At 67.1% G+C, this 13146-nt stretch carries 17 protein-coding genes and 1 pseudogene; 3 read left to right on the top strand and 15 right to left on the bottom strand.

Features of this window, described 5'->3' with window-relative positions; translation table 11 throughout:
• Positions 1 to 43: 43 nt before the first annotated feature.
• The 12 genes and pseudogenes from IEY84_RS20280 to IEY84_RS20225 form a co-directional block, all read right to left on the bottom strand.
• Entirely contained in the window at positions 44 to 1777 is a 1734-nt protein-coding gene (locus tag IEY84_RS20280; RefSeq protein WP_221209067.1) for a hypothetical protein, read from the bottom strand.
• Positions 1774 to 2763, bottom strand: a complete 990-nt coding sequence (locus IEY84_RS20275) for a bifunctional DNA primase/polymerase (protein WP_183548180.1) — start codon at positions 2761 to 2763, stop codon at positions 1774 to 1776. The genes IEY84_RS20280 and IEY84_RS20275 overlap by 4 nt, the downstream gene beginning before the upstream one ends.
• A 273-nt stretch (positions 2764 to 3036) precedes the next feature.
• Positions 3037 to 3252, bottom strand: a pseudogene (locus IEY84_RS26810) (WhiB family transcriptional regulator); the annotation flags it as partial.
• On the bottom strand, positions 3249 to 4349 hold the full coding sequence (locus IEY84_RS20265) for a helix-turn-helix domain-containing protein (RefSeq protein ID WP_183548176.1): 1101 nt from the start codon (positions 4347 to 4349) through the stop codon (positions 3249 to 3251). The gene IEY84_RS20265 and the pseudogene IEY84_RS26810, both read right to left, overlap by 4 nt.
• A 266-nt stretch (positions 4350 to 4615) precedes the next feature.
• Complete coding sequence (locus IEY84_RS20260) at positions 4616 to 6793, bottom strand: FtsK/SpoIIIE domain-containing protein (RefSeq protein ID WP_183548174.1); 2178 nt, start codon at positions 6791 to 6793, stop codon at positions 4616 to 4618.
• Position 6794: 1 nt separating this feature from the next.
• Positions 6795 to 7031 (bottom strand): hypothetical protein, encoded by a 237-nt coding sequence (locus IEY84_RS20255; RefSeq protein ID WP_183548173.1) that lies wholly within the window; start codon positions 7029 to 7031, stop codon positions 6795 to 6797.
• 28 nt (positions 7032 to 7059) lie between these two features.
• Positions 7060 to 7323, bottom strand: coding sequence for a hypothetical protein (locus IEY84_RS20250; RefSeq protein ID WP_183548171.1), 264 nt, complete (start codon positions 7321 to 7323; stop codon positions 7060 to 7062).
• A 2-nt stretch (positions 7324 to 7325) separates the two neighbouring features.
• Positions 7326 to 7580 carry a hypothetical protein gene (locus IEY84_RS20245; RefSeq protein WP_183548169.1) on the bottom strand — a complete coding sequence of 85 codons (255 nt, stop codon included), beginning with the start codon at positions 7578 to 7580 and terminating at the stop codon, positions 7326 to 7328.
• Positions 7577 to 8014: a hypothetical protein gene (locus IEY84_RS20240; protein WP_183548167.1), complete on the bottom strand. Its 438-nt coding sequence runs from the start codon at positions 8012 to 8014 to the stop codon at positions 7577 to 7579. The genes IEY84_RS20245 and IEY84_RS20240 overlap by 4 nt, the downstream gene beginning before the upstream one ends.
• Position 8015: 1 nt before the next feature.
• Positions 8016 to 8381: a hypothetical protein gene (locus tag IEY84_RS20235; RefSeq protein ID WP_183548165.1), complete on the bottom strand. Its 366-nt coding sequence runs from the start codon at positions 8379 to 8381 to the stop codon at positions 8016 to 8018.
• Positions 8378 to 8590 (bottom strand): hypothetical protein, encoded by a 213-nt coding sequence (locus tag IEY84_RS20230; RefSeq protein ID WP_183548163.1) that lies wholly within the window; start codon positions 8588 to 8590, stop codon positions 8378 to 8380. Before IEY84_RS20230 ends, IEY84_RS20235 begins: the two co-directional genes overlap by 4 nt.
• A 16-nt stretch (positions 8591 to 8606) precedes the next feature.
• Entirely contained in the window at positions 8607 to 8825 is a 219-nt protein-coding gene (locus IEY84_RS20225) for a DUF6284 family protein (RefSeq protein ID WP_183548161.1), read from the bottom strand.
• A gap of 119 nt (positions 8826 to 8944) precedes the next feature.
• Between IEY84_RS20225 and IEY84_RS20220 the strand changes: the two genes are divergently transcribed.
• From IEY84_RS20220 to IEY84_RS20210, 3 genes are all read left to right on the top strand, one after another.
• Positions 8945 to 9292, top strand: coding sequence for a GntR family transcriptional regulator (locus IEY84_RS20220; protein WP_183548159.1), 348 nt, complete (start codon positions 8945 to 8947; stop codon positions 9290 to 9292).
• A 102-nt stretch (positions 9293 to 9394) separates the two neighbouring features.
• Positions 9395 to 10936: a helix-turn-helix domain-containing protein gene (locus IEY84_RS20215; protein ID WP_183548157.1), complete on the top strand. Its 1542-nt coding sequence runs from the start codon at positions 9395 to 9397 to the stop codon at positions 10934 to 10936.
• On the top strand, positions 10933 to 11283 hold the full coding sequence (locus IEY84_RS20210) for a cupin domain-containing protein (RefSeq protein ID WP_183548155.1): 351 nt from the start codon (positions 10933 to 10935) through the stop codon (positions 11281 to 11283). Before IEY84_RS20215 ends, IEY84_RS20210 begins: the two co-directional genes overlap by 4 nt.
• Before the next feature lie 108 nt (positions 11284 to 11391).
• Here IEY84_RS20210 and IEY84_RS20205 read toward each other — a convergent pair whose 3' ends face one another.
• Genes IEY84_RS20205 through IEY84_RS20195 form a run of 3 tightly spaced genes read right to left on the bottom strand, consistent with a single transcriptional unit; the run spans position 11392 to position 13041 of the window.
• A complete protein-coding gene (locus tag IEY84_RS20205; protein ID WP_183548153.1) occupies positions 11392 to 11679 on the bottom strand; it encodes a hypothetical protein in 288 nt (95 codons plus the stop codon).
• On the bottom strand, positions 11679 to 12659 hold the full coding sequence (locus IEY84_RS20200; RefSeq protein ID WP_183548151.1) for a caspase family protein: 981 nt from the start codon (positions 12657 to 12659) through the stop codon (positions 11679 to 11681). Before IEY84_RS20200 ends, IEY84_RS20205 begins: the two co-directional genes overlap by 1 nt.
• 10 nt (positions 12660 to 12669) lie before the next feature.
• Entirely contained in the window at positions 12670 to 13041 is a 372-nt protein-coding gene (locus IEY84_RS20195; protein ID WP_183548149.1) for a TIR domain-containing protein, read from the bottom strand.
• Between the last annotated feature and the right edge of the window lie 105 nt (positions 13042 to 13146).

Genomic DNA, 13146 nt, shown 5'->3' with positions numbered 1-13146 from the left:
GAGCAATACCCGGTGAACCCGGTGATCTCCGGGTTTCCGGGTTTCACGACGTTCTCCCGTTCTCGAAACCCGGTGACAGAAGTCCCAGGTCAAGCGGCACTTCGTCGGGTTTCCGGGTTTCCGGGTTTGTTTCCGAAGTCGCGGCGAGGCGAGGCGATCCCTCGGGCTTGGGTGCACGCTCGATCCAGTACGCCTTGCAGTTGGTGACGGGGTCGATCTCGCAGCGGAGGACGATGTCGCCGCGCCATCGGCCGGCCTGTCCGGTGAGGCGCCGGCCGAGGCTCTTGACCGAGAGCGACTTCCCGCTGTTGGTGGTCGGGAACGTGCCGTCCCAGCGATCGGGCATACCCGGCTCTGGTTCAGCGCTTCTTCGCAGTTCAGCCCCGCCGACGTGCCGGTCGCCGTACACGCGGTTCCACTGAAGGAGGAAGGCGCGCCATTCGGCGTGGTCGTCGTCGAGCTCGCGGGCGTCGTTGAGGTTGTCGAGGAAGCCGGTGACCTCGTGGTGGCGGAGGAATCCGCCGAGGGTCTGCGCCCAGGTGGTGAACTGCCGCATCGCGGGGACGTCGTAGGCACGTGGAGCTCCGGCGCGGGTCCAGTCGAGGATCAGGATGAGCAGATGCCGCAGGACGACCGCCTGGTTGGCGGGGTCGAGGATCCAGGTGTCGAGGTTGGGGATGGAGAACCCGGTGCGCTCCTCGGGGTGGGGGCAGTCGGGGTCGAGACGCACCCAGACTGAGCGCGAGGCCATGTCGCCGCCGGTGCGGAGGTTGTTGCCGGTGGCGAGCCAGAGCCGGTCGTTCTCGGCGGAGAAGGCGGAGTTGGTGCCGAGCCGGCGGTCGGCCCACATGTGTTCGGTCACCAGGCGCGCGAGGACGGCGGAGTCGATGACGGTGCCCTCGACGAGGTTGTCCCAGACGACGACCCCGCCCGGGTCACCGAGCACGGTGGTGATCGACTTGCGCAGCTCTTCTTCGGAGTCGGTCCAGTTGAGCACTCGTTGACCCACCATCAGGCCGACGCAGGAGGTGAGGATGGTCTTGCCGGACCCCGGCATGGTCGCGTCGACGACCCCGAACGGTGAGAGCGCGCGGGTCATCGGCCGCAGGATCGGCGTCGCGAGCAGGGCGAGGTAGTTCGCCCGGTCGGCCAGGCTGACCCAGGGAAAGTCACGCAGGAAGCGCTTGAGCATGAACTCGCGAGCTTCGGCGACCTCGGCCGCGGTGGGCTCCTCGGGGATCTCGCCGTACTCGATCCGTCCGGCGAGGTAGTAGCCCGTGGCGGCGTCGTAGCCCGGGGTCTGCAACAGGGTGCCGTCGGGCCGCAGAACTGGCGTGGAGATGACCTTGTGCAGTGGTGCGAGACCGGGCCAGTCCTTCCGCGCGAGCACGGCCTCGAGGACAGACTTGGAGGGCATGACTTCCTCCTCGTACGTCTCCTCGCGGTCCTTGATCTTGCGTACGCGGTAGGCGTCGACCTGCTCGGCGATCAGGCCGGCCAGGCGCGCGGGGCGCAGCTCAAACGGGCGGACCGGGATCGGGGCATCCTCGTCGCCGGCTGCGACGAGGATCGTGCCGGAGATCCGCTCCAGGACGACCGGCGTACCGTCGTGGACGTAGGTGTCGTCGAGGATGCCCTGGTCCAGCGCTCGGGTGAGCACGCGGATCGTCTCGGGGTTGAGGCCGAGCTTGAGGCGTCGCCGGCCATCGTCGGACAGGCGCCAGATGCGGCCGCGGTGGTGCTCCTCGTCGGCCTCGGTTGCTGGGTCGGTCGTCATGCAACGCTCCTCGTTCGGCTGGCCGCGCGGTGGAAGCCGGAGCGGATGGTGGCTTCCGCCTGGTAGCTGGAGTAGGCGTCGGCGGTGATGTGCCCGGATGCGGCCTCGAGGAGCCGGTCCATCGCGTCGTGCTCAGTCATCAGCCCGCGGACGACGAGCTTCCCGATGGCCGCAGCGCAGCACCACAGGGCGAGGTTGCGTCCGCCTTCGGGTGCGGCATGGAGAGTCGCGAACTCCTTCTTGAGCACGGCCTCGACGTACGCGTTGGTGCTCTGCACGGGCTCGCCGGATCCGGCAGTACCAGTGCGCATCGACCTGGCGAGGCCGACGGCGGTGGTCGACGATGGTCGGCGGTCGCGGCCGAGGAGATCGACCAGGAACATCGGGAGTGCAGCCGGCGCCCGGTCGTCGATGACCTCGTACGGCTGGTGGTTGATCTGCGTGCCCGCAGCGACCACATAGCCGCCATAGGCACGGGTGTCGATGAGCCAGCCGATGCTTCCCGCGGTGTTGCCGTACCGGACGCCTTCAGGAGCCCGGTAGTAGAGGTGGTGGCCGCCCGACGTCGTGCGTACGGCGAACGTCGGCGTGACGGTGCCGCCGTTGGCTCCGGCGAGGTGGTCGAGCACCTCGCCGCCGTTGGCGATCCCGAACCGGTTCCAGGGCTCGGGGATCTCACTGCCGGCCTTGTGGACATCGAGGTCGACGACGACCAGGCCGGACGGACCGGTGGCGATCCCGATGCCGTAAGGCGTGCGCATCCATGCGCGGCGGATCCGATCGGAGTCGATCGTTGCGCGCTGCTCCCAGCCGGCGTGGCCATCGCGGCAGTGCGGGTCGGTTCCGCCCTGACCTCCGAACCCGCCCGAGGCGCAGTCGGCAGCGCGATGGGACGGTCGAGCTGGGCGCTTGCTGTCGGGATGGAGCGGGAAGACGTGCCAGCCACGGGCGGCGTAATCGAGGGCGGCAGTGAGCAGATCAGACATGAGCTCGGGCTCCCTTCGGACGGACGTTTCGCATGACTCCAGTCAGCCGCGGATCGTGGCGTCGGACCATGAACCGGGTGTGCAGTTGGCGTGCACTTGGTCTGCAGTTCGAGGTGCGCGGTGCGCTCATGCGGCCCGGCCCCCTCGTCGAGCGTCGTAGGCGGCTTTCGTCTGGCGGTGGCCTGCCTGGCGGCAGATGTCGCTGCAGTAGACGGCGTTGTTCCCCGACCGGGTGAACGAGCCACCGCAGCTGCGGCAGATGGGTCCGCGGGCGCGTTTGATGCGTCGGCGGTCTGCTTCGGTGTGGCCGCCCCACACGCCCATCACGTCGCCCCAGGCGAGGGCGTCCTCGTGGCAGGCGGCCTGGACGGGGCAGACGGCGCAGATGCGCTTGGCAAGGTCGGGACTGCCGCCGGGCTCGGGGAAGAAGACTTCGGGGTCGGTCTGGGCGCAGAGCGCGTAGGAGCGCCAATGGATGTCGGTGGTCATCGGGCACCTCCGGCAAGCTCGGTCGCCGCTGCGTTGGTCCAGCGATAAACGGTCCGGTCGGAGACGTCGAGCAGGCGGGCGACCTCGGGCACGGAGAGCCCGTGTGCGCGCAGCTTGGTGGCGGCGCAGGCGTCGTGGACTTGGTCGCCGTCCTCGGTTCTCAGCGGCTCGCAGCAGACAGCACACAGGCCAGTGCTCTCGTCCTGCTCGTGGCTCTCGTCGAGCGTGTCAGGGATGACAGTCAGGGTCGGTGCCGCACTGACATCGAGGGTGACATCAGCGGTTCGTGAGGCGATCGCCCAGGGGTCATGGTTGGGCCGGTTGTCAGGGGTCGTGTCAGCCTCGATGTCAGGGGCCGTGTCAGGGGTGACAGCGACCTGGCCGGCGATGAGCTCGCGGTAGGTCTCGGCCCCGGCGGAATGCTTCTCAGCCGAGGTGGTGAGCCGCTTTGCTGCGCGGTTCTCGGCGCGCTCGACGGTCACCTTGATCTCGGCCAGGGCATGCGTACGCGCGGCCAGGCGGGCGGCTTCGCCGTAGCCGGTGATGGTCTCCATGTGGGCTTCGTGGCGGGCCTCGATCTCGGCGAGAGCTCGCTGGTCGCGGATCTGCGCTGAGCGTGTCCGGATGATGTCCGCGGTCTCGGGGGAGACGGTGACCTGGTCGCGGATCGCGTCGGCGACTAGCAGGAGCGCGGCGAGCGCCGGGATGGCGGACCACGGGCCCATGTGGCCGATTGCAGCGAGTAGGACCGTCGAGGCGGCCACAGCAAGCGCAGTGGCGGTACCGAAGCCGTACGCGGCGGCTCGCTGACCGGTCTTGTAGGCGTTGATCGTGGTGTGGCCCAGGGCGGCCCACACGACATCGGCGGCGAGGGCGACGGCGACCCCAATAGCGGGTGCAGCCACGCCCGCGGCGGGGATCAAGGCGGCGATCTGGGGTGCGATCGTGACAGCAACCTGGAGGAAACCAACGGCAGTCATGCCGTACCCGACGACGGCAAGGCCCGAGGGGCGGCCGGTCGGTCGGGCAGTCGTGGTTGGTGTGGAGGGTGCGTGACCGTGGGGACGGTCCTCGGTGTAGGTGGTGTGCGCGTTCATGACGGTGGTTGCTCCTGTTTCAGGCATGGGTGAGGTAGGGACTTGGGCCAGCGAGGCGGTTTCGGAGGGTTTCTCCGCTACGTAGAGAGCGGGTAGCGGTAGCGAGTGCGAGAGGGGTCGGATCGGCCCGGATCCAGTGTTCGAACGGGCATGCGAAACGGAGGTCTACTCCGCTACGTCGCAGGTCAGGTAGCAGTTTCGGTAGTAGCAGGGCCGCTACGGGTAGCAGGTGCTACGGCTACCGATCCGGGCCATATCGGACCGGTTCAGGGCTCATCCGGGCCCCCGATCTCGGTGTGTCCGAGGGTGTCAGTGAGGTCGCGCCGGGACAGGCCGCGCTTGTTGACCTGACCGCCGTCGATCATCTTCTTGACCTGAACGGTGCGCAGGCCGTGCGGCTTGACTGCTGCGGTCACCTGCTCGCCGGTCCAGCCCTCGTAGAGCGACGGCTGCGAGGTGGCCAGACGCTGGGCGAGCTCGTCGCACCAGACCTTGCCGTTGGACCACTCGGGGTCGTGCTCGGGCCAGACCGCGAGAAGGTGGTCGAGGATCGAGCCGGTGTCGTCGTCGGGCAGTTCCTCGCCGGCCGCCATCCCCGACAGCCAGCCGCCCGCGAGACGCGCGGCTCGGGCGCGAGCGGCGATCGCCTCGGCTGCAGGTGCGTCGACGAACGAGGAACGGACGATAACCGGGTCGTCACCCTCGCCGACGAGGTAGGCGATGCCGAGGTCCTTGCGCCCGAACCGGGTGGCGCGGATGCCAGCCTTGTACATCGAGGTGCCCAGGACCATGTCGTTCTCCATCTGCCCGGTGACCTTGAGGCAGATCCGGAGGACGGCGTTGGCGGAGACACCGGTGGGGATCGACTTGGCGTCGGGGCGCTGGGTGGCGACCCACACCATCAGGCCGACGGCCGGGCCGCGCTTGACCAGGTCGGTGACGAGCTCGATGATCTCGGCACCGTAGATGTCGTGCTCGAACATGAACTGGCACTCGTCGAAGACGTAGAGCAGAGGGTGCAGTCCGTAGCGCTTGTCCGAGGCGAGCGCGTCGGTCACCTTCGACTCCGGGCAGACCTCGCGGGGGAGGGTCTTGAGGAGCTTGTAGCGGCGACGCATCTCGATCTGAGCGGCGCGCAGGTCGCGTACGAGGTATTCGACGTCCTCGGGGTCATCCCCCGACCGGATCGCGTGAGCGACCGGCTCGAGCGGGATGAAGTCGGACCCGCCCTTGAGGTTGTAGACGTGCAGCTCGACGCGCGGGTCCAGGGCGGCCGCGAGGGTGAGCAGGCGCAGTGTGAAGGTCTTGCCCATCCGAGGGATCGCACCGATCAGGCCGGAGGCGAACATCAGGGTGAGGGTGACGGGGCGGCCGCGTTGGTCGACGCCGATCGGGACCGGCTCGAACACGTTCGCCTTGCCGGTCTTGGCCAGCGGCCACGGCGCGGGCTTGGACTGCGCCAGCGACTTGTCGGCCACGTAAAGGACCAGGCGGCCGGAGTGGACCTCAGGGTCGGTCTCGGGCCAGACCTTGCCCAGCCCGCGGCGCAGGCCGGAGGCGAGGCGTTCGCGCTGCTCGATGACCTCGGTCGCGGTGACACCGGCAGGGAGATCGATCTCGGCGCGGAATCCGGCGCCGTCACGCATGATCGGCGAGACGAACGCGATCGCCTTCGACCCGTCCTTGCTGATCGCCTGATTCAGCCGTGCGAGCCCGAGCGAACCGAGCGCGTTGACGATCAGCTCGGAGGTCAGCCGCGGCTCCTTGCTCGCGTCCACGGCACGGCCGGTGATCGGCTTGTCCGGGTTCCGGCCGAGCAGGCCGAGGCCGGCGAGTGCGGTCAGGCCTAGGCCGAGCTGGACCATCAGCGAGTCGACGCCATAGACGACGTACGCGCTGAGGCCGGCCAGAACCAGGAGCACCAGGAGCGTGAGGAACAGGCGGGCGCGGACCTGCGTGCGGCGGTCCTGCCGCAGTCGCAGGTAGGCGCTGGCGTCGTTGACAGTGCCGAAGACCTGCGCGCGGGTCTCTCGGTCGGAGGTGTCGAAGATCCAGCCGTACGTCGCCGCAATCACCCGGCCGAGGCCGAGCGGGGCGCGGCCGGCCAGCTTGGCGTAGTAGGTGGGGAGTCGGACGCCGTGGTAGGTCGTCGCGTGGCCGTAGTAGTCGACGGCCCACTTCGCTGCGGCCTTGGCCGACTCGCGATCCTTCGCCCAGCCGGGCAGGATCTCGCGCCGCGGCGCAGCTGCACGCTGCGCCGACTTCGGGCGCTCGTCGACCACGGCCAGCACCTGGCCGTCGACGGTCATCGGAGCGTCCTGGTCGACGTCGTCCGTGTCGGTCGCGTGCTCGGGGTCCTCAGGAACCTCCGTGGCGGCTTCCCGAGCGCGGCGTACGGCCTCAAGGTCGTATACCTCGGACGGCCCGTGCTGGTCGGTAGTCATGTCAGAGCCAGCCCTTCTTGAGTCGCTTGTTGAGTCGGCGGATGTTTCGCTGCGCCGTGCGCAGACGCTTGCGAACGGTCGGGTCCTTCGCATCGATCCCCTGTTCGGTCAAGATCTGGACGACCTCGTCCCCGTCGGTCAGGGCCTGGTTGGTCGCCACGATCTTGTTGAGGTCGTTGATCGACGGCGGACGTCGCCGCTTGGTGGGAGTGGCCTTGCCGCGCGAGGGCTTGCTCATCTCAGATTCCTTCCCTCGAACCGCCCGGTCACCAGGACCAGTGGTTCTTCTTCACCCGGCGCGCCGCGCCCTTGTACTCGGTCGGGGCCGCGGAGGTGTTCTGGTGCGAGGCCTTGGTGACCTTCTGGGTGTGCTTCTTCATCAGGGCGGGCTTGGCCTTCTTGAGTTCGGACTTGACCTGCTTGGTCAGGTCGCCGCGGCCGCCCTTGCGAGTGAGATCGGCCAAGATGTCGGCCTCCTTGCGGGCGACGGCCTTGTTGAATCCCTTGGTGTTGAGCTTCTTGTAAGCCATGACTACTTCGTTCCTTTCGTGGTGGTGTGAGGAGTGCGGTTCTTGAGAGCGCGCAGGCAGCGGGGACAGGCCGGAACATGACGCTGGTTCAGCCGCTCGACCACGTCGAACGTGGTGACCAGGCCAGCCGACCAGGGCATGAAGACCCGGCAGAGCGTCTGGATGCCGTCGGCGCCCTCGTAGCCGTTGATGTGAATCCGGCGCCGGGTCGGCCGGTTGAGCCGAACGATCCGTACGAATCCGGTCGCGGTAGTCATGCCGCCACCTCCGGCCACGGAAACAGCGACGAGAGCCGCTGGTGACCGAGAGGCTTGCCGTCGTCGTCGAAGGTCCACTCGGAGTGATCGTGGGAACCTCCTGCGTACGCGATCGCAGCCAGCACCAGGGCCAGTGCGTCCCGGTCCAGGCCGGGCACGGCATCGCTGAGCGAGACCGTCGAAGTGTCCGAGGAGATCGCGGCGGCGATCATCAGCACCCGACACTCGCCGCTGGAGAGGTACGCGCTGTGCCGCACGAGGTCGGTGTTGAACCAGTAGCGGCGACAGCCGTCGTCCCACTCGACCCACGGGCCAGCCAGGAGCCGGCCATGATTGAAGCGGATCAGCAGCTCAGCCGCGGCCTCGTAGGTGTACATGCCCGATGCCCAACTGCGCAGCAGGTCGGCGATCTCGGCCGTCGTATGGCGCGTCATCTCAGGCCACCTCCTCGGCGAGCCAGAGGCGCTCGGTGGTGGTGATCTCGACGCGCACGGCGACCTCGGTCGAAGCCTCCGGCACCCAGCCCTGCCAGGTGTGCCACGCGAACAGGCCGAGGCCGTCCTCCTTGACCGACGGGTCGGACTCGTGCAGCGAGAGCGACTCAGCAAGGACCTTCGCGGCGTCGTAGCCGGCCGGGCGGACGGAGAGCGTGACGGCCGGAACCATCTGCAGCTTCTTCGTCTTCGCGTTGAGGGCGGGGACGTAGTCGGCTTCGATGTCGAAGCCGTGGAGCTCGACGTTGGGCAGGCATTCCAGGAGGTTGGCTGCCCACGTCATCACGTGGGACTTGATGGCGCTCATCGGGCACCTCCGGCGATGTTGGAGACGGCCGAGAGGGCCGACGTCATCGCGGTCTCCATCCCGTCGAGGATCGGGGCCCCGAAGGTGGTCGAGGCGAGCGAGAGACCGAACAGCGCGCCCATGGCGAGCACGCCGGGGTGCGTTCCGCCCCACTTGACCATGCAGAACAGGACCATCGCGAAGATGATGAACAGAGGTGCGGTAACCATCGAATTTCCTTCCGAGTCAGGCGGCCTCGGGCTGATGCCCGGCCGTGGTTGAGGTCTGCTGAGCGATCAGCGCCAGGAGGGCGCGTACGGCTCGTCGGTGGGCGCGCTCAGCGAGCACGTCATCGGGAAAGTTGGCGAGGCGGCTCTCGGCCTCGACGAGGGCGATCTCAGCGGCGATCAGAGGCCACTCGGTCTCGATCTCCGCGAGATCGTCGTGCGTAGGTGCGGTGATCATCGGTTGATGCCTTCCGTAGGGCGAACATCATTACCCCGATGTGCACTAGGGTGCACTAGGGCAATATGGGATGTCAATGCCTCCACGCACACCAGGGCATTTGTCGGTACCTTGGACGCATGATCAGCAGAGACAACGCGACCCCGCTCCAGGAGCAGGTCGCCGAGGACATCCGGCAGCGAGTGCGGGACGGCGAATACGAGGTCGGCGCGAAGCTGCCTCCGCTCCGTGAGCTTCGGGAGACGTACGGTGTCGCCGAGGTCACGGTCCACAACGCCATCCGCGAGCTGCAGCGTGAAGGCGTCCTCGTGTCGAGCGCCGGCCGTGGCACGTACGTCAACGCGCTCCCGGCGAGCCAGGGGAGCGGCGATGATGTCGACAAACTTCGCCGTGACCTCGCGAGCCTGTCGAGCCGCGTCGAGCGACTCGAGAAGCTCGTAGGTGGCGCCGATTCGGCGGGTGCTTGACATGCCTCTAGTCAGCCGTGACCAGGCGTTTCTCACCATGAACCGGTTGTGCACTCACAGTGCAGTCCGCTGGCTGGTCTTCGGGGAAGGACGCGATCGCCTATGACGAGCGTCGTCGAGTGGAGCCCGCGAGAGGCAGAGGCGCTACGCGCAGCTCTGCGGCTCACCAACGAGGAGTTCGCCGAGCAGCTCGGTGTCTCCGTGCGTGCCGTCGCCAACTGGCGCAAGGGCGGCGAGAGCGCGATCTCACTGCAGATCCAGCGCATCTTCGACACGGTCCTTGAGCGAGCCACCGACGATGAGCGCGAACGCTTCGAACGGCTGGCAGGTCTTGGAGCCGCGGCGGCCGACGGTGACGAGCTGCGCAGGCGCCTTGAGGCAGCGACGAACCTGCACAGCGCGGTTGGCTGGCTCCAGGGCGGGCGCGACGATGACGCTGGGGCGGGTGTGCTCGCCGCCGCGGCGCAGTTGGACACGGCCACCGGCCCTCGCTGGCGCACGGCTGAGACCAACCGTTCGGCCGTGGCTGAGCGGCTGCACCAGTACTACGCCGACGGCTTCGATGATCGTCGACCGGTCCAGATCGACCTGGACAACGCATCGATCGCTATGACGATCCTCAGCGGAGCTGACTGGCTCAGCCGTCCGCTCGACCTCCGTGCGGACGAGGCCGTCGGACGATTCACCTATGACCACGACGCGGCCGTAGTACCGCAGCCGGAGTCCAATACGTGGCGCCTGGCCGCAGCGACGAGGCTCGCCGAGTGCCTGGTCCAGGAAACCCGCTTCGTCGACGGCCAGCTCTACCGAATGACTGGCTGGGAATCGCGGCCGGACGGAGTGCGTACGTCCTTCACGACCGGGTCATTCGCCCAGTACGCGCTCACGGTCGATCTCCTCGAGGCCGAGACACTCGCGGCCGTCCAGACCGGGGGAGAGGCGCTCCCGCTGCGCGACCTGATGTTGCCGACCGTCGACTCGGTGCTCGACCCGGGTTCACGTAACTGCATGGGTGGTGCGCTCGCGCTGACCGCCTTCGCGCGGCCGGCGCAGGGCGCACGCCCGGCCGACTTCGCCCTCCTGATCCAGGAGCGCGGTGCCAAGGTGCTCAACGCGTCGCGGCGCCTCGCCGTCATCCCGAAGTGCTTCCATGAGCCGACATCGGAGCCCACCTGGGACGTCAGCGTCGGAACTTCGCTCGCGAGGGAGCTCGAGGAGGAACTCTTCGGCAAGCCCGAGGTCGACACCACCCTCGACACCCGCAGGACCGTTGACCCGATGCACCCGGATCTCCTTACCCGCCCGATGCGCTACCTGACAGAGACCAGCCCTGCCGGCTGGTCGATGGAGTGCACCGGCTTTGGCTTCAACCTCCTCACCGGAAACTATGAATTTCCGTGTCTTGTCGCGGTGCACGACGAGGGTTTCTGGCACCGTTGCGGAGGTGACGTCGAGAGCAACTGGGAGTCCGAGCGGATCACCCTGGTCTCGTCTCAGGATGAAGCCGGCCTGCGGGCTCTCACGCACAACGCAGCGTGGTCGGACGAGGGTTTGTTCGCCTTCGTTCTCGGCCTGCGACGTCTCCATGAGCTTCACCCCGAGCGCGTAGCGCTGCCCCACTTCGAGATTGGATTCACCCAGTGACGACCGCGACTGGCAACGCGTACGACGACGGCGCAGAGCGCCGCGGCTGGCTCATCGGCCACTTCATCGACCCCGACACCAGTCCGCTCCACTCGACCGACGTCGAGATCAAGTGGGGGACGCACACGGCCGGCGAGGAGCGTCACGAGTGGACCGTCGCCGAGGAGGAGGTCCGCACAACCATGGTCATGCTCCTCCGCGGCCACTTCGCCGTACGACTCCCCGACGGCGACCAGGAGATGAAGCGCGAGGGCGACTTCGTCGTCTTCGGCCCCGGCACCTCCCACTCGTGGCAAGCCTTCGACGACTCGATCGTCTTGACTGTCAGGTGGCCGTCGGTCGTGTGAGGTAAGGCCTGCGGACGACGCCCGCACCTAACGTTGAAGCGCCCGGACGGACAGAGCGAGCGTCTGCCGTTCCGGGTCGCGTTCATGTTCTGGCCAGCGCCCGGAAGGTCAACGTTCGTGAATTAGCACGTCGATGATGGTGGGCAGATACCGTCGAACCTGCTCCCGATCGCTGTCTCGCTCACGCTCCGACAGTTGTGCGTAGGGCGTCATGATTTGGGCTTCCCAGCGAGACGCTAGTTCCGCAGGGATCAGCAGAGAGCCGTCGTCGCGGCGCTCGCACTGCTCGTGCACGTAGCGCTGCCAATGTGCCCAGCGCTGATGCTCGATCGCGGCGAGCCGGTCGACAGTTTGGGCGTCTTCGAGTGCTTTTCGGATCTGGTCGGGTGAGGGCATCAGATCAGATCCTGCTCGACGAGCTTCCAGTAGTGTTGGCCGAGCACAGTTAGCTCACACGCCTTGCCCTCCATCGCTGCGTGCCACATGTGGGGAGCGCCGACCGGGCGAACCAGGTTCACCTTCACCAGTTCCTGGAGGACCGCGAAGTCGGCGTTCTTGGCTGGATCAGGTGGTGGAACCGAGGCGACTTCACTGCCTGTGCGCTCGGGCTCGTAACTCGGGTCGAGTTGGAGTTGCGTGGTGGGTTCGTTGAACAAGACCGTGAGCTTCTGGAGGCTGGCGAGGTCGATCGGAGCCTTTGTCTCTCGGAGTGACACGAACTTTTTGATGTTCGTTTTGAATACGGGCCGCTGCGCCCAGTTCCCGAGCGACTGATCGATGTGCGCGTAGACGCTGCCGGGCGTGACCTCGCCGACGAGATTAGCGGCAGCGCCGTTGAGGGCGTCGACTAGAAGACTCGTGAACACTCCGGAGCCGCCGGTCTCCATGGCGTACTGGTCTGCCGTGGAGGCCGTCAAGATGGTCACGCCCTCCTTGATCTCGGCGACCTGGGCCGCGACCGGGCTCCCACCAGCGACTCCGCTGTGACAGCTATCGAGGATGATCACCTTGTTCTTCGCCGGTGAGCTGTTGGCGAACGCCATCACATCCGATAATGAGAGCCCATCGTGTCCGTTGGCGCAGTCACTTGCGCAGAGGAAACCCCCTGCACCGTCGATGTACCCGTGGCCCGAGAAGTAGAACAATGAGATCTCGGCGTCGTCGCGGAACAGTTCTTCGACGGCTTCCCTCAGGTCGCCGCGGGTGACCGTTGAGTCTGGACCGGTGGACGTCAAGAGTCTCGGCTGCGCGAAGTTGAGAGTGCCGTCTGCATGGCGCTCGAGCGCAACCTTCACGCTGTACGCGTCGTTCACTGCGCCGCTGAGCGAGGGGATCTGGTCGTAGTGATCGATCCCGACAATGAGAGCTTTGCGCACGACCGTTGCCCTAGAGCGAGCCGATGAAGGCTGCGATGTTCGCGTCGGTCCACGGAACCGTGTGGACCCCGGCAAGGTTCGTGCGATCCAACGAGTATGCCCAGACTCCGAGCAGCGGCTTGCCCTCCTCCTTGGCGCACTGGATCTCCCACTTCTGCCCCGAAGAGGTGAGCGAGTTCTTGCTGACGAGGGCGATCACGCCGTGGGAGCGGCGGATGCGGGTGCGGACCTTCTCCTTCCAGCCGGAGTCGTACGGATTCTTTACCGACATGTCGATGAACTCGTACGGCATGCGCGGGTGGTTCGACTGCCCCTTGAGCAGGTTCCGCTGACCTTGGTCCTCGATCGCGAACGCGACGAAGACGATTCTCGTGTCTGCCACTCTTGGCCCCTGACGTGCTTGAGCCGCGACCGTCGTCGATCGCTGACAACTCGCTATGAGGCTAGCGAGGACCACCGACAAACGGTGCTGCTTTGACGAAGGCCG

It is taken from the genome of Nocardioides albus (assembly GCF_014648255.1).
In the GTDB taxonomy this organism is placed as follows: Bacteria; Actinomycetota; Actinomycetes; order Propionibacteriales; family Nocardioidaceae; genus Nocardioides; species Nocardioides albus.
The sequence above is the reverse complement of the archived record's forward strand: the minus strand, read 5'-3'. Positions and strand labels throughout refer to the sequence as shown.

Coding starts and splice junctions, on each gene's coding strand:
- IEY84_RS20280 (WP_221209067.1), bottom strand. CDS start 1,777: ATGACGACCGACCCAGCAACCGAGGCCGACGAGGAGCACCACCGCGGC.
- IEY84_RS20275 (WP_183548180.1), bottom strand. CDS start 2,763: ATGTCTGATCTGCTCACTGCCGCCCTCGATTACGCCGCCCGTGGCTGG.
- IEY84_RS20265 (WP_183548176.1), bottom strand. CDS start 4,349: ATGAACGCGCACACCACCTACACCGAGGACCGTCCCCACGGTCACGCA.
- IEY84_RS20260 (WP_183548174.1), bottom strand. CDS start 6,793: ATGACTACCGACCAGCACGGGCCGTCCGAGGTATACGACCTTGAGGCC.
- IEY84_RS20255 (WP_183548173.1), bottom strand. CDS start 7,031: ATGAGCAAGCCCTCGCGCGGCAAGGCCACTCCCACCAAGCGGCGACGT.
- IEY84_RS20250 (WP_183548171.1), bottom strand. CDS start 7,323: ATGGCTTACAAGAAGCTCAACACCAAGGGATTCAACAAGGCCGTCGCC.
- IEY84_RS20245 (WP_183548169.1), bottom strand. CDS start 7,580: ATGACTACCGCGACCGGATTCGTACGGATCGTTCGGCTCAACCGGCCG.
- IEY84_RS20240 (WP_183548167.1), bottom strand. CDS start 8,014: ATGACGCGCCATACGACGGCCGAGATCGCCGACCTGCTGCGCAGTTGG.
- IEY84_RS20235 (WP_183548165.1), bottom strand. CDS start 8,381: ATGAGCGCCATCAAGTCCCACGTGATGACGTGGGCAGCCAACCTCCTG.
- IEY84_RS20230 (WP_183548163.1), bottom strand. CDS start 8,590: ATGGTTACCGCACCTCTGTTCATCATCTTCGCGATGGTCCTGTTCTGC.
- IEY84_RS20225 (WP_183548161.1), bottom strand. CDS start 8,825: ATGATCACCGCACCTACGCACGACGATCTCGCGGAGATCGAGACCGAG.
- IEY84_RS20220 (WP_183548159.1), top strand. CDS start 8,945: ATGATCAGCAGAGACAACGCGACCCCGCTCCAGGAGCAGGTCGCCGAG.
- IEY84_RS20215 (WP_183548157.1), top strand. CDS start 9,395: ATGACGAGCGTCGTCGAGTGGAGCCCGCGAGAGGCAGAGGCGCTACGC.
- IEY84_RS20205 (WP_183548153.1), bottom strand. CDS start 11,679: ATGCCCTCACCCGACCAGATCCGAAAAGCACTCGAAGACGCCCAAACT.